Consider the following 23,368-nt stretch of genomic DNA (forward strand, 5'->3'; position numbering starts at 1 on the left):
TAATTTCTTGTTATATTAATATGGGGTGTGCGCAGGTTCAGACATATAAGGTCTTAGTTCTATATGAACAGAAGCGCCATTCCCATCATTTACTACGTTTAAAGGTGCTTTTCCCGGCAATGACATAGTTGCAACGTCAGGTCCAGAAACAGCAAAATTATTTTCTGCTGAAGGCATTACTGTAAAAATCTTTATAGCAACATTTTCATGTCTAAATAATGAAATCCCAAAAGTAGAACCAGCTTCGGTATTGCTCACGTCCACAACCACAGGGGTTTTTCCTAGATATTCATTAGTTAGTATGTTTTTTACTAATGCCCCTTCCGGGACAGTATAGATACGGTATGGATATGCTAAAGCCGTGTGACAAAAACATATTAAAATAACAATTAATGTTTGTTTCATAGATTATCCTCATTCAAAAATAAAAGATATAACTCTTGAAAATCGTGGTTAGTAATTAGGTCCGCTTTTCCGGGAAAATCGTAACTAACAGAAAATAAAAGCGAAAGCGAATCTTTTCCTTTTGCTTTGGGAGAGATTCTGCTAAAAGCACGGTTAATAAACATAAGTTGATCTTCATTGTTGAAGCAAAGTCCAAGCATTCCAACCGTAGGAACTACGAATGTGCTTACGCTGCCTGGGGGCAAAAGTTGCTTACTACGGGCATTGTAAGCACAACGACTACCACCTAGCGTTAGGCCTGAAAGCTCAATAAAACTTCTGGTTCCATTCTTGGCGACAAGCCAAACATCAGTTCCTGAACTTTCGACACGTAAAGTAACTTTTCCGTCAGTAAAGGCCTCACTTTTATTGTATAGAATAGGGTCAAAACCAACTGTCGGGAGTTCTTCGATTTTACTTTCTACTGACTGACAACCAGTCAGTAATGCAAACAATAAAAGTGTGATAACTTTAATCATCCCGCTTCCTTAGATTGTTTTTGGCGCTCGTTATAAAAGATAATGATTCACCGGGGTAGAGAATTGTTTCTTTCGTCCAATAACCATAACCACCGAGGATATTTTTTCTTTTCTCAATATAAACGGGTTCAGAAAATACTAAATGTTGATATTTAGGAAGAGATAAGATTTCATATTTTCCTTGTCCAACTAAGAGGTAATTCTTCTCTTTAGGATTGATGGTTACTGGATTACCAACACTTTGAGGTATGTTAAGTTTTTTTATATTTAGGTCAGAATAGTCAGGAACGGACACTTGATCATTAGACGTATTTCCGGGAAGAGTAAACCCTTTACCCTGATCCGGTCCAAAGATGGCAATTATATCTTTGTTGTTTCTTGTGATCGAAACGATAGCCTGAAGGGGCGTATTAGCAAGGTCATTTATAAACGATATAGTTAGACTTGATTTTGGCTCGACCCAAACAATGCTTTTTCCGGATGTGCCTTCGCTTAATGCAATTTTTTCATTTAGTAAGATTTTATTTTTGGCAATGATATTATACTCAAGTTTTGGTATCACAATAAAAAGTGATTCTTTATTTGAAACATTCATGATTTCTAAGAAATTGGTTTTGGTCATGCTGGTCTTTAGAACAGGCCTATATTTACCATTTATAAACCACCTTCCGTTTATAAGCTCCGCTTTAGCAGATATAAGTGAATCACTTTTCTGTGCGGCAGAAGAAAAAGCATCTTTTCTATGCTCTTTCTCTTGATGTGGTGCAGCTGCTGCGTGAAGATGCAAAAGTAATGTTGAAATTGAGATAATCTTCCAATTTATCTTCATCTTGTTACCTCAATGTTGTTTTCAATCGAATCGAGTTCTAAAGGATAGGTTTTAAGTGAATAAAACTTGTTTGTTGTTTGTATTAGCTGATGACACAATAAAACTGGATTGTTCTTCATGATTATTTCTACTAATGTAAGTGCTGGTGAGTCAGTTTGCGGTATACCCGGAGCAACTATTACCTGGTCTTCTAATTTTGACATATAGAGTGATCCAGTATTTATATGCAAACAATTACCGATCAGTACTGGAAGATTGTTTTGAGTACGACCATGGGCTTTTCGAATGCTGTTTACAGGATTCCTACCTAGGACCATAAGGTTGACGTCATTTATCATCATTGGTATTACGGCATGGTCCATACCGAATAGAAACTGGCTCTGAAAAATATTCACATTGGCATAGTTGAATGCTTGAAGCGCATTATAAGTATCAGTGAATGATGTGCGGATAGGGGCGTAATCAGAAGGGCAAACCCCAATTTTTATATCGCCTTTTAGTAAAATCTGCATCATCGTACCAAGCTGGGTATTAAGAAGTTTTTTTACCTCTTCCTCTAAATAGTAACGATTCACAGCTTTATGCCACTTTCCGCCCATTACACACCATCTCTCATTGAGGTATGTGCTGGGGTAAAATGTTCTCCGGTCTTTGTTTAATGGTAACAATTTTTTTAACATTTCTTCTCCGGCTCCGGCAGCTGAGAAATGCCTCACAAAACGTCCATCGAAAAAGCCACTGTTTATCGCCTTCATCAATTCTATGGGTTCCGGCCCATAGTCAAACAAATTTCCAGTAGAGAAAATTACTATCTCTTCTTCTGGCTTTGTAACTGATTGGATCAAGTTGCACAGCGCAGAGTAATGTCCATGAGGATCTGCCAGAAAGAAAATCCTTCCGGAGAAGTTTGTAAGGTCTATAGTTTGGACGTGCTCAGCTGCCATAAATTCCTCTACGTATGTTTACATCGATGATACGGTATTTCGAACTATGATTTTTTTACAAAAAGGCGTCATTTTGGATTCTAAGCCTAAGGACCTTTGTTACTTACAGGTAAAGGCCCCAGTCCTGGCTCTCAAACAGTTCATACTTAGGATGCAAAGTAACTTTCTGATTATAATTGGCTCCTTTATAAACATGGTTAATACATGAATACAGGAAATTTAACGGTAAGGTATTTAAAATGGAAGGATGCTGAAATAACATAGACTTACGTATTTTTTTAATAGTGTTAATGTTGATAATAGGTCACCATTAATGTATAAAGTTAATATCTAATATGGTCCTATTAATAAAAGAGAGTTTTTATGGCTGAACTATTAAAATCTGAAAGTCCTGTTTCACCATCAGTGCAGGATATCACTGAAGCTTTAAAAATCGTTGTCGATGATGGAAGTAAAGCTGCAAAACTGGTTTGTCTTAATGAAAGAAACGAATTAGTTCCCTTGCTTACACAAAATAGTTTTGTTCCAGATTTCCGTGTTCGCCATGAGGGTCTCAATCCTTTTAACTATCTTATTGATGGGCTGGAAAGGTTTTCGCATCACAGCGAATCTAGTAACTCACTGGAATCGACTGATGTATCTCACCAATACGATGAAATTAGCCGGTTAAATGTTCACCATGCACTTCATGCTTCTGGTTTAGTTCCTCAGGATGTTCACCTCTTTGTTACTTTACCACTTAGCCAGTTCTATACTGCTTTAGGGGAAACGAATATTGAAAATATTCAGAGAAAAAAAGATAATCTGATGAAACCAGTAGAGCGTTATCTTGACGGTAAACGCTATTCTTTTAACGTTTTGTCTGTGACTGTTTTCCCTGAATCTTTACCAGCTGTGACCCGGGCAGATGAAATTGAGGATATTGCTTCATTTGAATCAAGTTTGGTAATTGATCTTGGTGGTACTACTCTTGATGTTGCAAGTATTACTGGGCAATTAGAACAGATTTCGAAAGTAAAAGGTTTTGACCGTATTGGTTGTTCTATTGTTTACGATGAGATCAGCAGGTATCTTGAATCTGAGAAACTGAATACGAGTAATGCTTACATTCATCATCTTGTTGATAATCGTCATGATAAATCAGCTTTGAAGGTTGCAGAGGACAAGCGTGACGGTGTTTTTGATGCGGTAAACTCTGCGGTACAGAAGTTGCAAAGTAAAGTAATCAGAGCGGTTACACAAGTCGAAGAGAGGCCTCATAATGTTTTCCTTGTTGGGGGAGGTTCATATCTCATCGAAACAGCTATTCGTAAACATTTTGAAACGGCTAAAGTTATCATGGTAGACAATCCGCAGTTCGCATTATCTTTGGCAATTGCTGATACTATTTATTCAGAATAATGAGCTAGAACATGGCTAAATACCCTATCTCAAATAAGGCAGATAACGACCGGATTCAGATCCGGTCTTTCTGGATATCCGAAAGAAAAGCACCCTATGTTTATAGTTTCTTGAAAAAAACAGAACTTTGTCATAGGGGTGACCAACTGGATTTAATTAGGTCGGCTATTAGTACCGGGTTGGTATTAAATAATTTATTTCCTGACTTGGCAAATTTTATAAATGGTTTAAACGAAAGATTAACACTTGCAGATCTTAATAGGTTTCTGAATGATGGAAATACTATAGATACTGAACCTAAGCCTCCTATTAATGTATTGCTAGAGAATGTCTTAGATCAAAAGTTTAAGGAGTATTTAACACCTCTACAATTAGATAATTCAAAGCAGGATTCTGTTTCTGTAAAAGAAACCTTCCTTGTACAAAAGGAACATGCCTGCTTTGGTGTGAAGATTGAAAATGAGGGAAGCGATACCTCTATACCATCTGAAAGCCCACTTTCTTCAGGTGCATCCAAAATTTCAAAAGAAAAGTCCATTTCCTCTGTGGTGCCAGTGCTAGAAAAAGTATCGGATGAAAATCAAACCGCCTCCATAAGCATAAAATCTAAAGCTAAGGCAAACAAGCGACTAGCGACTTTGGCAAGATAGGGCTTTGTTGAATAAATCAGATTTCGGGTAAGTCTCCCCCGTAGCGGGTTGTGTTTTCAGGCAATACGCACGCTTTCAGGCATACCTGCTTTCGTCATTTTGTTCAGCGCTCGTACCAGGGCCATAGCCTCCGCAACCTGACCATCGTAGTCACGCAGCGTCAGTGAACCCCCGAACAGCTGTTTTACCCGGTACATCGCCGTTTCCGCTATCGAGCGACGATTGTAATCTGTTGTCCATTTCCACCGCGCATTACTCCCGGTCATTCGCTGATTAGCCACTGCACGGTTACGGTCTGCATATTCACCGGGCCAGTAACCCGCACCTTTTCGGGGAGGGATAAGCGCGCTGATTTTCTTACGCCGCAGTTCATCGTGACATAGCCGGGTATCGTAAGCGCCATCGGCGGCGGCTGACCTGATTTTCCGGTGGGTTTGCCGGATTAACCCGGGGAAGGCCTCTGAGTCCGTAACGTTGTTCAGCGACAGGTCAGCGCAGATGATTTCATGTGTTTTACTGTCAACGGCGAGATGCAGCTTACGCCAGATACGGCGGCGTTCCTGGCCATGCTTTTTGACTTTCCACTCGCCTTCACCGAAGACCTTCAGCCCGGTGGAATCAATTACCAGGTGTGCGATTTCACCCCGGGTGGGCGTTTTGAAACTGACATTAACCGACTTTGCCCGCCTGCTGACACAGCTGTAATCCGGGCAGCGTAGCGGAACGTTCATCAGAGAAAAAATGGAATCAATAAAGCCCTGCGCAGCGCGCAGGGTCAGCCTGAATACGCGTTTAATGACCAGCACAGTCGTGATGGCAAGGTCAGAATAGCGCTGAGGTCTGCCTCGTGAAGAAGGTGTTGCTGACTCATACCAGGCCTGAATAGCTTCATCATCCAGCCAGAAAGTTATGGAGCCACGGTTGATGAGGGCTTTATTGTAGGTGGGCCAGTTGGTGATTTTGAACTTTTGCTTTGCCACGGAACGGTCTGCGTTGTCGGGAAGATGCGTGATCTGATCCTTCAACTCAGCAAAAGTTCGATTTATTCAACAAAGCCGCAAGATAGGTGAGAGACAGTACAATCGACTTCTGAGTTCAACTTGTCTTACCAGGAAAGCCAGCATACTTGCTGGCCTTTTTTTTGTTATAATAAACTCAGGCTTCAGCTGAATCTGTAAAATTACTGTTAATGAAACGGTATTTTAGGTTAATTTGGATGCTGTTACAGGAAGTGCGGATTTTTCCTAAATTTGTAAAAAACCTAAGAATTATCTTAATAAATCTGGTACTTAATTATTATTTTACGTAAAAAGTCTTTGTGGTTTAATGGTTATGTAAGGATTTTTTGATACCCTTATACCCGATGGACCTAAGGTCACTGACAACGATGTTCATGTAGAATCTTCGTTTCTGTAATCCCTTTTGTCCTTGTCCCAAATGATTGATTATTATAATAAAGGCTGATCGAATGCTATCTCGCAACTCACTAATACATGGTTTACGCCGAGACCAGTTAATCGGAGTTCTGACTATTTCAGAGTTTCCGGTAGTTATGGTAGAAAGCCACTTCATTCAGTCTGAGGTTATGGGAATAAAACCCGTAATTTTTAATATTGATGAGCTTCTTGTTTCTATATCCCCAATTTCCTCTCTTAAGTTCGATTGGGAGTGGGCCCCAGTTGATACAATACTCATTGAAGTTATCATTCCACCTGTAGAGTCAGACCTTGTAAGTGCAGAAAATGACTTCCTCCGTGATTCTGGTATTGGCCATATCCAGTGCGAGCCTGGCGGAGCATCAATACGACGTACAGTTACCTTCGTTGGTGGAATAACCGCTGATAACTTACTGTATCAGTTGAGGCTTATGTGCGTAAGCGCGTTAAAACTTTTAGGAGAGGAACTGGGGGATGAAGTCTAAGATTAGATATGTTTTATCTGGTTTTGTTGTGTTATGTGCATTTGCTGGAGTTTATAAAATCCTAAACAATGTTCCGGTTAAACCTGACCTTTTGGACTTCACTGGAAACACATTTAAAAAGACATCACTCTTCCTGCCATGTGATAAAAGCTCGCCTTCTTTAAACATTAAAATTGCTGATAACGAGAAAATCGTGATCAACGGCATCGCTTCAAAAGTAACTTTTGTTGAAAAGGCTGACCCCGTCAAAAGCCCTGGTTTTTGTGATGATCTTGATCTAAACAATTCTCGCCTTGTACATACGGCATCTTACAGCCTGGTGATTTCTGAAACCAAAACAGGATTTACACTATCAAATTTCAAGCATCTTGCCGATGATGAATCATTAGGCGGTATGTGGTTTTATCAAAAGTGACTTTTTATATGGCAACTTCAGACTTCGCTCTTAAAAACCATAATGTTAAAGCATTTGGTCAGGATGCAGCCCTTGTCATTGAGATGAACAATGAAGATGTTAGCTCATCAAAACCTTCACCTTTTTCAAATGAGATTGATAATTATTATCTTACATTGCACGTCGCTCCAAGGAACGCAAAAAAAGATTATGACTGGGGCTCAAACCGTTCTGTACTTCTAAAATTGTCGACGAATGAAGTTATGCAGATGGCATCTGTATTTCTTAGAATCATGCATACTTTAAAGATTGATAAGAGGAAAACCTCACATCATGGCCACGTCGTATACAAAAATATAAGCGTTACCCCAAACGAGAGGGGCGGTTTGTTGTTATCCGCAGGGATAGTTCCAGTCGATAAAGATGGCTTAAAACCCTTCATGCACATGGTCCCCGTCTCACAAATGGATTGCGTTAAAATTGGCCTCTACATACTTGGATATCTTGCTCAAAAAACGCCCTGGGTAAGCTCCGAGTCTATAATTACCGCGCTTCGCTTATCTGAAGCCAAGAATTCAAAATAGCGCATTAACATACGGAATATACGGAAAAATACAGGTTTTTTTAAATGTTATACGAACGGATATTTCTGTTTTTCATCGTAAAGTGAGTTTAATTTTGCTCAGAAAAACAGGTATTCGTCATGAGAAAATCAGGTTTAGGTTTAGCCCTGTTGTTTTCTTTAATTGCTCCGATTAAAGCGGTCTATGCTGAAGCGATTATGATTTCAGGAAAGCTACAGGCTGATTTGCCAGCCGTATCCTTTGACCCGGGGCCGGGCGACTTTGTTGCATACGTTAATTCTAACACTATCACTGCCTCAGGTGCAGGCACAGCCTGTAATGTAACGGTTGATGATCGAGCGACTTCCTCTGTTGATAACCTCGTTTGTTTTTTTGAGTGGTTACCCAATACCTTGGGATTAACTTCTAACGGCTTCACTCTTTCAGGCGTTCCCAACACCACCGGTGATTTAAAACTACCTTACAAGATTTCTTACTTCTCTGGTTCTGAACGGAAAAAAGTTGAAATAGTAAAAGGTGAATATTCAATCAAAAGTGTGGCACCGGTAAAACCAACTATCACCGGTCTTAAATCATCCCTGAACGGATTAGTCTATGACGGCTTTTCTTTCAAATCGTATTTAAAGGATGAAGCGATCAAAGATATCGCTGTTTCTGTTGAACCCCGCAATTATATTCAATACATCTCAATAGGTTCAGGCTCCGCCTGTGAAGTACCTATTGGCGGAACTTCCTGTACCATTGAAGTTGGAAGCATTAAGGCCAGTGATACAGATGAACTTTTGGGTTCACGTGATATCACAATTACAGCAAACTCTAAGAATAATTATTTCGCACCTCCTGAATCCAAAAAGCTTGTTGTTAACTGGGATTATCGGCCTCCTGTAGTAGACCATACACTTTGGAATTTTACCGATGAGGCTAAAACAATCAAAGTAGGTGGCCAGGACATCTATACCGGAGCCAAAACCGTTGCTGTGGCCGTTAAGGTACCCCAGCAAGAAACAGAAGGTGAATGGTGGCTCCCAACAGCTATGTCGCTCACTATGACTCCGGATGGCGTGTTTAAGCCGACGACTAAAGTGACTTTAGATGATGGCACTGAGATTGATTTCAAACAGTCCTGGGCAACCCCTTTACGTAGAACTTTACAGCCGGTAAGTGGACCTCAAAAAGTCGGTGATGAGTACCTCTATATCTTTGACTTAACGGATCTTATAAACGGGTCCTACGCAGCGACTTTTACAGTAGAAAATACGAGCAAAAACTCTTCTACGTACACTGAGCCTGAAAGCAAACTGATGCTGTCTGATAACCCAACGCTTATGGTTCTCAAAGATGGGCAGGTATTAACTAAACGAGCACCCGTATACTTCCTGAACGAGATTATCGTTGCAGCTTTCCAGGGGCAGGCTGGGGTTGCTGACATAAAATCAGTAACAATAGACAACAAAGTAGTTTCGTTAACACCTACAAATTATAAAGGTATTTACTACCTGCCGGTTGGAGACGATTTAGCAGTTAATTCGGATCACGAGATTACTGTGGTGGCTGAAAACCTTTATGGAAAAAACGTAAATTTCAGTACCGTGTTCACTTATCAACCTACTGGATTCACTCTTAAGAATCTGGAAAAAAACGTAACTCTTTACTCGCGCGTACGTCAGTATACGGACCTGCTTAGTCAAACAGCTGGTGATAAATGCACTCTGTTTACCACAGAGGAAAATGCGAATGCTTACCTCGCCTGGTATGGGGAAAAATCAGATGTTACAGCATGCTACCCTCAGTGGAACAATGTCCCTGATGGGTTGGAGTTCTATTTTAAAGGACGTACCCCGGGTCTAACTGGATTCTTTAATAAAACAGGTGAGAATCTGCTCGACTATCAAGTCTATATGATTAACGGGAAGGGCTCTAAAGCGGTTTCCGCAAGGAATCGCCGTACTCTGACCACACAATTACCATACAACCCGATCATCTCTTACAAAAAGAATAAAGTCATAGCAGGCATCAATCCGAACACTGCTCTGGCTTATACGACCGGGGGGGAGGCCGCTCGAATATTAGCGAAGGTGGTACCAGCTGACGTTACGATGATCGTCTCTCAAAACGGCTCTGAGGCTGTCAAAACGTCATTTAAAAATCGTTCCTCAAACAACGATGCAACGACCTTTGTACAAAGGGTCAAGGTTGCTGCTGCACCATTGTGGACAAAGAACGTCTTTGACATAGCTGTAGAATACTCAAAGGATCCAGAATTAAGAACTACAGACACCCTCAACGTATATACGGTGCCTGATTTCAATATTCGAGCATCGATGGAAGTGGATGACAAAAAAACAGCCACATCTCTTGAAGTGCCCTTAAAGGTAACAGTGGGGCGTTATAACAACTCCACACGTAAAAGTGCATTTGACCGTAAAACAATGGGAGAATGGGACGTCACGATATACTCTCAAAAAAGTGTATACGGCAAAGATCCAGAAACAGGCCGTTATAAAACTACATACGAAAGAACTGCGCTGACTGAAGCATTGCCGGTCAATGATGCGGGCATTGTCGAAACCAAGATTAAAATTGAAAATATGGATCTGGGTAATATGCGTCTGGTTGGTGTGGCTAAGGTCAGATCGCCATTCTCTGATTTTGAAATGAAACGTGAGACCAGTGCTGTAGGCATTCGAATCTATAAAGGTGAGGAACTGGAGGGTAACCTGTCGAAAAGCCTTATTATCGGAAGGATCCCACTTAGTACTCTGGTAAGCTTCAAATCTGCCAGTACGGCTAACTCTGATGCACTCGCCCCCACCGAATGGCAGCAGTCCTCTGATAATGGTCAAACCTGGACCATGCTTTCCGACATGACCGGAAAGAGAAGTGTAAGTATCAAAAAGACAGAAGTAGGAAAGTGGCTTTATAGGGCAAAAATGACTAATAAATTCACATCCAAGATTTCCTACACAGATGCCTTAACGGTAGTTACCTACAAGCAGCCTAAGCTCAGTATAGATGTTACAGACATTCTTCAGGGCTCAGATATACCTGTAACCCTGCTTGATAACGATGAACCTATACCAGCAGGCACCGCTGAGGTTCTCTGGTCAGAGGATAAAGTCAACTGGGTGCAGGGAGATACAACTTACACTGTGGCTTCAGCTGATACCCTACCGTCTACGATTTATGCCCGGATGCGTTACCTTGATTCCGATGAACTGGCAGAGGAGTCTTCATGGAAGGAAACGTCTGCTCGGTTGGCAGCCGCAAAACCCAAGCGCCTTTCTGTCTCGGTAACGGGGGTTTCAAAGGTAGAGGTTGGTCAAAAAGTTACTTTGGAAGGTAAGTTCACGAACCCTAACAGTAAGTACCAGAATGGTAATAACGTAGTTGAAGAATGGAAAACACCGGATGGCCAGACATTTAAGGGCTCTTCACTGTCTGTTACCCTTACTGAGCAAATGTTGGATAAACAGGGATATGCTGCTTTTGAATACAGTGCATGGTTAGCGGACAATAAGGAGAATACGGTTTCTACCCGTAGAGTTTCTGTCAAATCGTGGGTTTATAAATTTCCCGAGATGAAAATAAGCTCCAAACTTAAATACGACATGGCACCGACCACCCTACGCGTTGCGTTGAGCGGTATTAAGGATGGAGACTATCCTGGTGTTACTTATTCCCGTGAATGGATCTACGACAAAGAGAATCTGGTAATCACTAAAGATGAAGGTGACACCAAAGAATTTACAATTGAAAATCCTGGCAAATATACATTGATGGTTGTTTTCAAAGATAACCGAAACAATGAACAGCGTATCGAAAATACCTTTGTTGTCGATGAACAAACGCCAATGAACGTTGAGATGACACCCAAGTTCTCTAACAAATATATGAGAGCTCCACTCGATGTAACCTTAAGGTCAAACATCAAGCTATCTCATTCGGCGGACTCGATAGATACGGTCACATACAAGGTGAACGGTGAAGTAATACCCAGCGGCAAAAATTATTGGGCTCAACTGATCTCGGGTTTAAAAGAAAAGAAATACGAGATTACAATTGATGTTGTTAGTAAACTTGGACAGAGAGGTTCAGCATCTGTTGAGTTTGATGTCGTTAAAAACGCAGTGCCTAATTGTACATTGAGCTACACGGAAACCAACCTAAGCTGGAGCTTTACCAATAAATGTGATGATACTGATGGAAAAATGGTTAGATATGAATGGTTCATCAACGGCGAATTAAGGAACGTTTTCGGTAGTACGGCTACACTTTCTAAAAACCTTAACCGTGGTAAGCAGGACATAAAAGTAATTGCTTATGATGATAGTGGAGACTTTGCAACACAGCACGTGACAGTTTTCGGACCGGCTGAAGAGGCAAGTAAGTCTGAAAACACTGTATCAATACCAAGCAGTGAGTAGTTAATTTTTAAATATAAAGCCGGGACATTATGTCCCGGCTTTTTTATACCCAATAATTGGACCTTTGAAAAATTAATGTCGGAAAGTAACTTTGCTCCAAAGGCATCTTTCATGGCCGCTAACAAAGCTGCGTATACATGCTGAGGAATTAACATTCTTATAGGTGAATATTAGGTTGGTTTGCAGACTTCCGAGCGTTGAAAAACATGGATAATAATTACTTGGATAGAGGTGCATCTGCCTAGTAAAAATATTCTTCAGTGCCAGTGAGAAAAATATGAGCGACTACATACCTAAAAAGAGAGGGCTGCTTATACTGGATTGGTATGTCCCCCTTAATATTTTATTGCTGATTCTCGTTATGTGTGTCTTTTTCACCCGTTATACATTTGGATACGGTTTATTGAATGGGTGCCTGCCTGCTGATTTTTATATGATTGATCATTCGGATAAAAGTATTAAAACTGGTGAACTCATAGCATTTAACATGCCGAAATCGGTACGTTTTATCCCAGAAAATGAACGAGTCATAAAAATTGTTGCCGGTGTGGGCGGTGACAAACTTAAAGTAACAATGGATGGGGTTTATAACGGGGACAAATTTTTTGAAGCTAATGCACGTCGTATTTCGAAGAAATACAATATTCCGTCCATTTTGATTGAAAAAGAATTGATAATTCCTGAAGGCGAAGTTTTCCTAATTGGGCAAACCGATCACTCATGGGATTCCCGTTTTTGGGGAACAGTAAAGCTGAATTCAGTAATTGGGAAAACATATGCGATCTTTTAATGTAAATAAAAAATATTTACCAATACTTCCTGGACTTGCGTTATGTGCAGTTTTAAGTAATACAAATGCAAGCACTGAGTATCAACATGATGCTGACCTAATCGCTCAGCAAGCAAAAGGGCTTGGGGCACAGGCTAAAGGTGCACAGCAGCCAGATGGGGCTCTTAGCCTTGATGCTACGCTAAAATCACCAGATGTGCAGAAGTACATAGCGCAAGCTGAAGCACTCCAAAAAAACCAGGACCTGAGCAAGCAAATAAACCGTGGTTACGTCCCCGGTATGAATGCGGATAGTGTTCAAGCAGTTATAGACCATACCCAGGCTATCAGGGCCCAAAGTAATAACTCTGAAGCTGTCAACGATATAATTAGAAGACGTGATGAAATTCAAGAAAACGCCAGCCTTAATGAAGCGGCTCTGAAAGCTGTGGAAAATAAGCCGGAAGTCATGCGAGGACAATCTAAAAATATCGAAAAATTGTTTGGTTCCTCGGGCATCACAGCTGCTGACTTCGAAAGAAAAATGGATAGCACACGTGAAGAAGCACTATCAACTGAAAATGGAATAACGATCTTTGCTTCATTTAGCTTGCCGGATTATGTACTGGAAGACCTTCTACGTACGGCCTCAGAGCATAAAGCTCGTGTAGTTTTCAATGGTCTAAAGAAAGGAACTACTCGGCTACCAGAGACACAGGCAGCAATAAACCAAATGATTGTCAAAGGAAAATTTGAATCTCCTTTGATTACAATTGATCCTGATAGCTTCAGTCAGTATCAAGTAACTCAAGTACCGACAATTATTTCTAGGGAGCAAGCTCGTTTTGCAAAAATGGTAGGCTCCTTCAACGTTGAGTTTTTTCAGCGAGAACTTGCTAAAAAACCCGATCAGGATATTTTCCCGGTTGCTGGTACCACTTATCCCGTTGAAGAAAAGAGCATCATTAAAGAACTGGAAGAACGTGCACAAAAATATGACTGGGAAGGTGCAAAAAAAAGGGCCGTTTCTGACACATGGAAAAATCAATGGATGGTCGACCTCCCTCCTGCCCAGGAACACAAAGAATTTTTAATTGACCCTACAGTGAGGGTCACTCAGGACGTAAAAGATAAGCAGGGCCGTGTAATAGCTTCCGCCGGTGAGTTGATTAATCCACTTTCGAGATTTCCTCAAAACCTGACGATGATAATTTTCGATCCACTCAATCCGGGCCAGCTGGTATGGGCTGAGCAGCAGTATCGACAACGTCTGGGTAGTGGAAAAGTAATGCCAATGTTTACCCGTATCCAAAAAGATAATGGATGGGATCACCTAAATGATTTACGTGAAAAATTTAACGGTAAGGTGTTTAAAGTTAACGAACAGATCATCTCACGCTTTCAGATTAAAAACACACCTGCGCTTATAACTACTGACCAAGATAAATTCCGGATCACCCTGTTTAGCGAGGCAGAAGTCCGTGGTATCGGAGCCCCAAATCTTTCAGAGGAAAAATAAGATGAAACTCGGATTTATTATAGGCGCTCTCTTTGCAACATGGCTGACGCTAAATTATCCGGACCAGATGAGAAGTTATTTTACCAAAGCCGTCGACTATATCGAAAGTGTTGCAACATTTATTACATCCAAGTGAGCATGATGGTGAAAAAATTCAAAAAGTTACTTTTAGAGTTCATTGTAGCAGTTATGCTTTCGCTTTCTATACCGGGTATGGCTATGGCAGCAGATGCTGGAGTCCCTGGGGCTATGTGTCAGTCAGCTGGAGTGTGGCAGGGCTTGATTAAGAATATCTGTTGGAGCTGCATTTTTCCCATGAGGATAATGGGCATAGGGGCAGCTCCAGAAGGCGCTGCTCCTTCACGTCCGGGTTGCTACTGCACAGATCAGAACGGCGTACCGGAAATAGGTTGGCAATTGAGCTTCTTTCAGCCGGTGAAGATTGTAGAAGTTGTAAAGAGCCCCTGGTGCAGCCCCTTTCTTGAAGGCACGATGCTTCAAAAATCGCAGTTTGATATTGGTAAAAGCAACACAAATCAGCCAATGACAGCAACTGAAGCCGGATTTTACGATGTTCATCTTTGGGAGTTCCCAATCATGACAATGCTCAAATTACTGATTATTGGCGAGTGCACTGCTGAACCCTATATAGATGCCAGCCTGACCTATATAAGCGAAGTGGACCCTATGTGGGAAAGTGATCTGCTTACACTCGTCCTGAATCCAGAGGCAGTAGTTTTTGCAAACCCAATTGCCTCAATGGTGTGCGCTGCTGACTGTGTAGCAGTAACAGCAGGAAAGGATAATCTCGCTGCATACTTTTGTGCCGGATGCGATGGCAACCTTTATCCATTAACCGGCCACATTTACGCAAATGATGACGCTGTAAGGACGAGTTCACTGATAACCCAGCGTCTTCTGACTAAACTACATCGCCAGGGAATGCTGATGCGAACGATGGGAGCAGACGCAATGTGTGAGAAAACGTGGGAATACTTTACACCTCGTTCCCAGTATCGGCTTTCAATGCTTTTCCCAACTCCTGAGGCGAAAGGGCCGGATTGCTGTCATCGTCTTGGTGATTCGGTACATGACTGGTCAACCCTTAAAGGTGGGCGCAAAAAAATAGGCAATGATAATTATGTCTATATGTTGTGGCGTTACAATGACTGTTGCGTCAGATATATACCAGGCGCTTGATTTCTAAGGGTAAAAATAATGAAACTTAGAAAAACGATAGCTTCAACTATTATTGCATCAATGATTGCCAATACTATGAGTTGGGCTTTTTATATCTCTCTCATAAATATGGTAATGACTCCTCGTATTTATGCGGCAGACGCTATATTTGACCAGCTCGAAAGTAACTTTAATCTTGCTAATCCTAACGCAAATCGCAATGCGACAACCAGTGCTCAGGACATTGTTGAGAAGTACAAGAATGCGGATTCAGGCGAGAATGTCAGTGGGAAGATCACCGAGAAATACGTGGGTAAAGCCGAATCCGCTAATCTTAATCTCGGAAAGTATGGGGCAGGGAACTCAAATGAAAGTGTCATGAAAAATGCCGCATCCGATGGAAAGTCCATTGGTAGCGCCGTACAACTGCCGAGTATGTCTGGAGGGACAATCAATTCAAACTATACCAAGGAAGGGGCAAAGCTGCTCTCTCGGGATGCTAATGGCAACATTGGTATAAGCAGTAATCCCAATACTACTCCTGGAACCAAAACAAATACCGGAGAGATTTTCAGCTCAGAGCAAAAGCACAGCGATATTAAGTTCAATGCCGCAGATCGTTATGGGGATGAGGATGGCTTTGTAAACGATATAAAGAATCGGAAAAGCCAGTTATTTGATGCTCAAAGTTATGATGGCGTTGCCTACCGCACCCTCGTAAATGCTAACAAGGACAACCCGGCATCATCTATAAAGCCTAACGATCCCATGTTTACTGCGGGGAGAAATGAGATAACAAATGCTGTTGCTGGTACTGGAAACTGGCTTCAGAACTGTAATGTTGAGACCTCTAAAAAAACAGTAACCACACACTATCCTGATTACAAAGAGTTCTACTGTAACTCGCCTAAGCAAGATAACTTCAGCAGCTGCACGATAACCCGTGATTTTTCAGTCCCTGTTTACATTTCAGGCGGAAACGGAGACATGTCGATGTGCGGCGATAATTGTGTGCGTATATGGTTTGGTCGCCGTGATGACAACTACTGGAGTGACGGGGTATATGATAACGAACTGACATTAAAATTCCATCCGGATGCAAAATTGGCCTCAGCAAAGATTGTTAACGCGGAGTGGGATGACCACATGCGGGTAACACTTGATGGCACGCAGATTTTTGCTCACATAGATGGTGCATATCGAGAAAGTGACTATCCGGCTCCTAAGGGATCTTGGGAGTTAAAAAAATCGTGGAAACTCGACAAGGTTTACGATGTGACTGATAAGGTCAGAAAATCGGTGTATGAGGAGCCTGATCGAGAAGTGACAATGGCATCCAGAGTATGGGTTGGTGGGAAGGGTGAAGGGTATTTTGAGGTTGAGCTGACTTTTGAAAATATGAAGCTCGAAGATAAGCACGTCCAGGAACCAGCTGGTTGTTACGATGCTGTACAAGCTCCGAATACATTCTGCCGTTTCGATCGGTTTAAAGATATGGATGTTGGCACAAAACGGCTTCCGGAAAGCGTGCTTTCATTGGCAAAGCCTCTGTATGAAGGTGATAAAGGATTTCTTACCTGGAAGACAAACCTTGAAGGCTACTTTTGTGATCCATTGGCCAAAGACAAAATTTGCTCTTATGACGCTAGTGGAAAAATTATGAAAGACGCTAATGGAAAGGACCTCTGTTACAACTATGAAGAAATAAAGAGTATGCCTGATGCATGTAGTGCTTATAAAAATGATGCAGCATGTGTACTCGATAAACAAACATGTGCAGAGGGTTGGTTCGATGAGGGCACTAACAGTTGCTACATGTATGAACAGAAATACACCTGTGACAGAGGGAAGGATGTAGTTCGGGAGGTTGAATCTTCTACAAATGCCTGTGTTGGCATGATCCCATGTTCAGGTGGAACATGCGAAACTGGGCCAAAGGAAGAGAACAACGATTTTGGAAAAGTTGCGGCTTATTCAAACATGGTTCAGTACATGCAGGGCGAAGCCAAATGCGAAGACCCTAACGATGCCAATTCATGTTCCGTCTTTGAAGGAAAACCTGAATGGTGTGGTCGTTCAGTAGGCTTTGTAAATGGCCTGGCAAAGACGGACTGCTGCGAAGCACCACAGGGAACCGCAGGAGCACTTGAAGGTATCATGCTTGCCGGATCTATGATCAGAAACACAAACTGGACCAGAGTTAATGCTCAGCTAATAAAATGGACCGGCGGTGATACAGGTACATGGGCTTCTATGTCTAATGCGGTCGGAGAGTGGACTGCATCAGCTGGTAAAACAGTAGGGCAAATGTGGAACAACGTCACGAGCTCCTTAACGAGCGTATATGAAAACGTCGCTGGTAATCTAAGCAGGGCAGTTGGGTCTTCCGCAACTTCTGGAGGGGCAGGAGGTGCTGGCCAGTTGGCACAGGAAACAATGTCCAGCTTCGGTATAGGTCAGCTTAAGCAGATGGCAATGAAGAAAGCCTACGAATTGCTACCAGATACAGTTCGTGACTTTGTCTTTAAGAACGTTGCTACTACCGGAGGAGAGGTTGTCTTCTCGGCTGCGGTTCAAAACTTTATGCTTGCATTAAACGTGATCGGTTGGATTTATACAGCCTATCAGGTCACTAAAATGCTTTTAGAAATGTTGGTAGCATGCGACCAGAAAGAGATGGAAGCTTCTATTCATAAGAATCAAAAATCCTGTTTTACATTAGATACGGAACGATGCGTCAAATATCTGAATGTTGGTTTCACAAAGAAATGCGTTAAAAAAGCAACAGACATGTGCTGTTATAATTCCATGTTGTCACGCGTTATTATGCAACAAGCTTATCCGCAATTAGGAATAGACCCTGTCGCCTCTAATTGCGTGGGGCTATCAATAAAGCAAATACAGCAACTGGATTTCGATAAAATTGATCTGACGGAGTGGATTAATGATGCAGTTCAGGTAGGAGAAGTTCCTGATCAATATTCAAAATTCTCCGAAGAATCAATTGTGGAAAACTTACCATTCCAGAATGAGAACTATCAACTTCCATCAGAACGTACCAAGGAAGCAATGGGCGGTGAAGAAAATATGATAAAGGCCAGACAAGAAAATGCTCAGGCTATAAAAGAGGAAAATGTAGATTGTAGCTATTTACCTCGACCGGCCATATGTGAGGTAGGTTCAACTACGCTGGATCCGGTTACGGGCAAGCAGTTGCCGAAATATTGAAGAAGGGGCCGTTAGGCCCCTTTTTTAATTACTTGGCTTTCAATGTTTTTTCTGGGAAGCCTTTTTTACCGTATTCACCGGTAAAGAGGTAATAATCTTTTCCGTTGATGGAGGCTGCAACACCCCCTGGAGTTGTTGTATTTGGGCTATCAGAACGGAAAATGATACCCGAAAAATCAGCGCTTGTTTCGTTTCCTTTAAATGGGATGAACACATAACGAATTACAGCGTAATCACCAGCGGGAAGGTTTAGCTCAGGAATTTCGGTTCCTGTTGCGGGGCGAATCGCCTGAAAGCTGTACATTGAATCTGTAGGGAAAACATCAGCATCAGGCTTAGAGGGCAGATCACAGGTACTCCATTTATTGACGACTGCCATATCAATTTTACATGTGGCCAGAGCTGCTTTCTGTTTTTCAGGGTTGTATCCAAATGAGGCCTGAGTTGCTTTTGTATGCTCAAAAACATACTTAGCTCCCTCACGTACCAAACTTTCATCATTGTAAGGCAATTTTTTTGGATTGGGGACGAACACTAGGTATTGATTGACCTGGATGTATTCGGCGTCAGAAGAACTGTACAAAGAGCTGAGGCTCATGATCCCAAAACCTTTTAGACCGCCTGTTACGTAGCCCATCGAACTATTGATGAGATACTTAGAAAGAAAGTTGTCGGCATCCCCTCCAGGAGTAACCTCTTGCTCCTTAAAATTAACGTCGAAACCAGCAAACGAATAGGCATTCTTGGCGACAGAATCATTTGCATTAGCATGCCAGTACTGGCCGTGACTGTACGCATTCAGAGCGGTGCCTGGCGTAGTGCCGGTGTCACCGGCACAACCCGATAGGGAAAAACCAATGACGACAGAAGAGACCAGAGATACTAAACGTAAAAGTTTCATTTAAAGCCCTTTTTGTAATGTCTTTTGGAGATGGAACCATTATTCCATAGTCACGCGTTTCACAAACAACCTGATTGCATAAAAAAGGAAAAAAAGTGATTTCCAGTAGAACCAGCAGTACACAAGAAAAGCGCTTTTATAAAAATGTATAATTATTAAAACGAAGTAATGAGGTTGAAATGGGTAAGCCAACAGAAGAGCAAAGACCTGTTATCGAGAATGCTAGCGCAAACAATATGGTGATAGCAGCGCCTGGATCAGGCAAATCGTTCACCATGATAGAAGCGGTTATATCGATTCTCAAAAAGTATCCATATGCAAGAATCGGGATGGTGACCTTTACTCGCGCTGCAACAAACGCACTTGCAGCAAAGTTACAAAAGCGATTGAGCAAGAAGGATCTTGACCGGGTGCTGGTGGATACTTTTCACGGACTCGTTAAGAAGCAACTGGACATGATTCGCTGGCCGGGAAAGATGTTGATAGGGCCAGCACAGAGATCTGTCATTCACCGGGCTTTGAAAGAATCCGGTGTAACGATGAAGTTTGCTGAAGCTGAATTCGTTATTGATGCTATCGGCAGAGAAATGGATACGGATGTGATTTCAGTTCGGCATAACAGACAACAGATCCATTTGTTTAATACCTATCAGGCGTTATGCCAGAAAGACCATGTGGCGGACCTCAATGCTCTTTCAAAATTTGTTGTCGGTCAAATGCATTCGGGAAAAATGCGCACGTTAGATTTGACACATTTGATAGTAGACGAAGTTCAGGATACTGACTCTATACAATTCTCATGGATAGCATTGCATACAAGAGCTGGAGTCTATACGAGTATAGTTGGAGACGATGATCAGGCCATCTACTCCTTCAGATCCTCAGGAGGAGTCAAAATATTTCAACAGTTTGAAAAACACTTCAGACCTAACATATTTTACTTAAACACATGCTTTAGGTGTGAACCTGAAATTTTAGAGGTGGCCGGAGCACTGATAGGAAAGAATGTTTACCGTTATGCCAAAGAGTTACGCTCGGCAAAAAAGGGAGGGGGAAAGGTCACTTTTCGTTCATATGTAGATATGGAGGAACAGATACAGGGTATTTTAAGCCTTATAAATCAGGATCCACATGGATGGGCAATTCTAAGCCGCAATAATGCTCACTTGGATGAGCTAGAAAGTTTGATCGAACAGCCAGTAATTCGTTACGGAGGTAAATCATTCTGGGATGAAAAAGAAACAAGCGATGTGTTAAGCCTTATGGCCTTTTTCCGACAATCAAATGATCCTCGCTTAATGAAGAGAGTATTGGCATTGTTTGGAGAACAGGAATCAGTTTTGGATGAAGTGGCATTGAGTATGAGAGGAAGAAAAGTTACTTTTGGCGACCTTGCCATCCCGGAGGACAGTTCTCTCGAAACAAAAACATTACATTCAAACTTCGTGCGCTTTACCCAGGAAAGTTCTGATAAAGTTGAGATAGCAAAACGTTTCGCCAACCTTACGAAATGGATGGAATCGTCGTCAATCAAGATGAGGAGTAATAAAGGTACAGCAACCTTAACAAAAATTGCTTTAGACACTTGTAAACAGTGGGCAGAAAAGACTGGTTGGATGAATATGATAAATCGTGCTGCTGCAATGTCATTAGGCCCTAGGAAGAAGGACGAGGAATACAGCCCAGAGAAAGTAGTCCTATCAACCTTGCATGGTTCAAAGGGTCTTGAGTGGAATAAAGTAATAATAATGAGTTGTAATGCGGATCAGATACCAAGTAAAAGATCAGTTGGGGAGGAGGCAATAGAAGAAGAAAGACGTTTGCTTTATGTTGGATTTACGCGTGCAGAAAAGCAACTTTTTGTAATGTGGTATGGTGATCCTTCTTTCTTTTTAAGAGAATGCAGTGAAGAAAAGATGAAAGAAGCAGCTAATATTCGAATTTCTCCACTTTATACAGAATAATTCGATATGGGCATTTACTTATGCTTAAAGCTATAGTATAAAAACAATGAGCTTAAATATCAGCTCCCAAATTTGAGTAACTTTGCTTAAAGTTACTTTCGCGTTAAGCGTTGATTTAGCCGTGAAAAGCGGCCAGCTTAAACAAGCTGTAAGACACCACCGGCAAAATGTCACCTTTGTCGCTGGTGCACTTCCCATGCCTGCAAAAGGCAATCTGAATTTACCAAACCGTAACTAATTTAGCTCCTCCTGGGGCTATTTTTGTTGCGTACTTCTAATGCCAGATAGTATAAATCAGGCGGTTCATAGCTTACGGGAGATGAATGACAGGCTTTGCCTTCGTGTTGAAACAAAAATTTGTTTCTTCCTTCTTACTATATATAGGTGACCCCAAATGTCTAAAAATAAAGCTCGCAGTAAAGCCCTTCATCAAACCTTTAGTGAAATTATTCCAGAGATGGATAAGGCGCTAAACAAACAGCTCTTAGAAGTTCTGATGAAATATACAGAACGTGATAATGAACTGATTGTTATTTTGAATGAGGACGGCCCAAATATCATTGAACTTAAGTCTCTTAAGCCTGTGTCTTTGTTGGCCGAAAAGCTTTCTGCTTATTCAAGCTATTATCATGTGGATGTTGTGGAGCTCGTGGTCAAGAAAATTGATTTCGAAGGAGCTTATAAGCTTCTTAAAGCTTCCCCAGATGTACCACTTTTTAAAAGCTTAACTGAACTGGATAAATATCTTGTTGAGGAGTTTGAAAAATACGGATTAAATTCATTTCTTGACGTGGATAATCTGGATTACTCACTTGAAAAAGCCAGTGAACTCAAAAATGAGCAGTTAATAAATTGGGTTTCGGACATCATTTGCAAACGTGAAAAATTAACTTTACGTAAGCGTTTTGATGTCGCAGTAAAGGCCCACTACGAAAATGTAGAAAAAATGTATGATACCATTCGTCCGTTAATGAAAAAACTGGGTTTCCCAGAAGATCTCATGACGCACACCTTTAGTGAGTTAAGCGTTTTTGAAACTAAAGGATGGGACCATGCAATAAAATCGAAAATTGAGACTCTCGCTAAGCGTGAAACTCAATATTTAGATGATGCGGCTAAAGCAGAGAATCGACGTCTTGTAACAGAGAAGTTGGAGAACTCTTTAGCGATTGCACCAACTAAACCAACAAGAAATTGGTTACATATTGCCGGAATTGCCTGTTTGGTAGTCTGCACGTTCATGTATGTAACTAATAAATTTATTTAATCCTGTTAAGGGGGAACCCTAACGGGGCTTCTCTTTGAACAAATCGAGGAGCGGAAAATGTCATATCTTGAATATATCAATGAAGTAAAAGTGTCCGGGATAGTTATCAGTGCTGTGGAGAAAAAAATGACTGACCAGAGTATAGGTTTGTTAATAAAGCTCAAAAATAGGATGAAGACAGAAGTTGATGGTGAAATCACTGAGAGAGAATTTTCAGTTCAAATCAAGGTGTCGCCTGAAATGTATTCAACCTGTTTCACTGGTATAAATCAGGGTGATGAGTTGATGGTCTCCGGTTATATTGTTGTCGATACTATTATGATTGAAGGGAGAGAACATCCTCTTGACTACATGAGAGTGGTAGCAACAAGTAAGTTGGCTCACATACCTAAACCTCTAAAAGGTTTTGGACAAAGTAGCTTTAATCAGATCTGACATTAAACCCACCCTAAAGGGGAGAAATCCCTTCAT

19 protein-coding genes are annotated in these 23,368 nt (G+C 41.4%); 13 read left to right on the forward strand and 6 right to left on the reverse strand.

The genetic code is table 11. The features are described 5' to 3' along the window. Positions 1-15: 15 nt before the first annotated feature. From DBR02_RS23620 to DBR02_RS23635, 4 genes are read right to left on the reverse strand one after another with little or no spacing between them, the layout of a single operon-like run. A complete protein-coding gene (locus DBR02_RS23620; RefSeq protein WP_000815011.1) occupies positions 16-405 on the reverse strand; it encodes a hypothetical protein in 390 nt (129 codons plus the stop codon). Continuing rightward, entirely contained in the window at positions 402-923 is a 522-nt protein-coding gene (locus DBR02_RS23625) for a hypothetical protein (protein WP_000598517.1), read from the reverse strand. Before DBR02_RS23625 ends, DBR02_RS23620 begins: the two co-directional genes overlap by 4 nt. Next, positions 916-1,752 (reverse strand): hypothetical protein, encoded by an 837-nt coding sequence (locus DBR02_RS23630; RefSeq protein ID WP_000700976.1) that lies wholly within the window; start codon positions 1,750-1,752, stop codon positions 916-918. The genes DBR02_RS23625 and DBR02_RS23630 overlap by 8 nt, the downstream gene beginning before the upstream one ends. Next, entirely contained in the window at positions 1,749-2,696 is a 948-nt protein-coding gene (locus DBR02_RS23635; protein WP_000718595.1) for a metallophosphoesterase, read from the reverse strand. The genes DBR02_RS23630 and DBR02_RS23635 overlap by 4 nt, the downstream gene beginning before the upstream one ends. A gap of 363 nt (positions 2,697-3,059) precedes the next feature. On the opposite strand from DBR02_RS23635, the gene parM reads away from it, so the two are divergent. After that, entirely contained in the window at positions 3,060-4,097 is a 1,038-nt protein-coding gene (gene parM, locus DBR02_RS23640; RefSeq protein WP_000818954.1) for a plasmid segregation protein ParM domain-containing protein, read from the forward strand. A gap of 11 nt (positions 4,098-4,108) precedes the next feature. Further along, positions 4,109-4,747 (forward strand): hypothetical protein, encoded by a 639-nt coding sequence (locus DBR02_RS23645; RefSeq protein ID WP_012695436.1) that lies wholly within the window; start codon positions 4,109-4,111, stop codon positions 4,745-4,747. Between the two features lie 56 nt (positions 4,748-4,803). On the opposite strand, the gene DBR02_RS23650 is transcribed toward DBR02_RS23645, so the two are convergent. Further along, positions 4,804-5,772: an IS5-like element IS903B family transposase gene (locus DBR02_RS23650; protein WP_000654804.1), complete on the reverse strand. Its 969-nt coding sequence runs from the start codon at positions 5,770-5,772 to the stop codon at positions 4,804-4,806. 443 nt (positions 5,773-6,215) lie between these two features. On the opposite strand from DBR02_RS23650, the gene hdtA reads away from it, so the two are divergent. The 8 genes from hdtA (at position 6,216) to trhN (ending at position 18,765) form a co-directional block, all read left to right on the forward strand. Further along, positions 6,216-6,668: a H transfer determinant A gene (hdtA, locus tag DBR02_RS23660; protein WP_000952689.1), complete on the forward strand. Its 453-nt coding sequence runs from the start codon at positions 6,216-6,218 to the stop codon at positions 6,666-6,668. Continuing rightward, complete coding sequence (locus DBR02_RS23665; RefSeq protein ID WP_000836981.1) at positions 6,658-7,083, forward strand: hypothetical protein; 426 nt, start codon at positions 6,658-6,660, stop codon at positions 7,081-7,083. Before hdtA ends, DBR02_RS23665 begins: the two co-directional genes overlap by 11 nt. Before the next feature lie 8 nt (positions 7,084-7,091). Next, complete coding sequence (locus DBR02_RS23670; protein WP_000235773.1) at positions 7,092-7,646, forward strand: plasmid transfer protein; 555 nt, start codon at positions 7,092-7,094, stop codon at positions 7,644-7,646. 119 nt (positions 7,647-7,765) lie between these two features. Then, positions 7,766-12,070: an IncHI-type conjugal transfer protein RSP gene (rsp, locus tag DBR02_RS23675; RefSeq protein WP_001232109.1), complete on the forward strand. Its 4,305-nt coding sequence runs from the start codon at positions 7,766-7,768 to the stop codon at positions 12,068-12,070. A gap of 277 nt (positions 12,071-12,347) precedes the next feature. Next, positions 12,348-12,860: an IncHI-type conjugal transfer protein TrhF gene (gene trhF / locus DBR02_RS23680; protein ID WP_001286760.1), complete on the forward strand. Its 513-nt coding sequence runs from the start codon at positions 12,348-12,350 to the stop codon at positions 12,858-12,860. Continuing rightward, positions 12,847-14,358: a TrbC family F-type conjugative pilus assembly protein gene (locus DBR02_RS23685; protein ID WP_001256132.1), complete on the forward strand. Its 1,512-nt coding sequence runs from the start codon at positions 12,847-12,849 to the stop codon at positions 14,356-14,358. The genes trhF and DBR02_RS23685 overlap by 14 nt, the downstream gene beginning before the upstream one ends. Positions 14,359-14,502: 144 nt before the next feature. Then, positions 14,503-15,558: an IncHI-type conjugal transfer protein TrhU gene (gene trhU, locus DBR02_RS23690; RefSeq protein WP_181231580.1), complete on the forward strand. Its 1,056-nt coding sequence runs from the start codon at positions 14,503-14,505 to the stop codon at positions 15,556-15,558. Between the two features lie 18 nt (positions 15,559-15,576). Next, positions 15,577-18,765, forward strand: a complete 3,189-nt coding sequence (trhN, locus tag DBR02_RS23695) for an IncHI-type conjugal transfer protein TrhN (protein WP_000776701.1) — start codon at positions 15,577-15,579, stop codon at positions 18,763-18,765. Between the two features lie 28 nt (positions 18,766-18,793). Here the strand turns inward: trhN and DBR02_RS23700 are convergent, their stop codons facing one another. Beyond that, on the reverse strand, positions 18,794-19,666 hold the full coding sequence (locus tag DBR02_RS23700) for a hypothetical protein (RefSeq protein ID WP_000771834.1): 873 nt from the start codon (positions 19,664-19,666) through the stop codon (positions 18,794-18,796). Positions 19,667-19,845: 179 nt separating this feature from the next. Here DBR02_RS23700 and trhI point away from each other — a divergent pair, with 179 nt between their 5' ends. From trhI to DBR02_RS23715, 3 genes are all read left to right on the forward strand, one after another. Then, positions 19,846-21,630, forward strand: coding sequence for an IncHI-type conjugal transfer helicase TrhI (gene trhI / locus DBR02_RS23705; protein ID WP_044704554.1), 1,785 nt, complete (start codon positions 19,846-19,848; stop codon positions 21,628-21,630). Between the two features lie 394 nt (positions 21,631-22,024). Next, entirely contained in the window at positions 22,025-22,897 is an 873-nt protein-coding gene (locus DBR02_RS23710; protein ID WP_000041927.1) for a hypothetical protein, read from the forward strand. 57 nt (positions 22,898-22,954) lie between these two features. Further along, positions 22,955-23,332: a hypothetical protein gene (locus DBR02_RS23715; RefSeq protein WP_000120822.1), complete on the forward strand. Its 378-nt coding sequence runs from the start codon at positions 22,955-22,957 to the stop codon at positions 23,330-23,332. The last annotated feature ends 36 nt before the right edge of the window (positions 23,333-23,368 follow it).

Source organism: Enterobacter cloacae complex sp. (assembly GCF_900322725.1).
Taxonomy (GTDB): domain Bacteria; phylum Pseudomonadota; class Gammaproteobacteria; order Enterobacterales; family Enterobacteriaceae; genus Enterobacter; species Enterobacter quasihormaechei.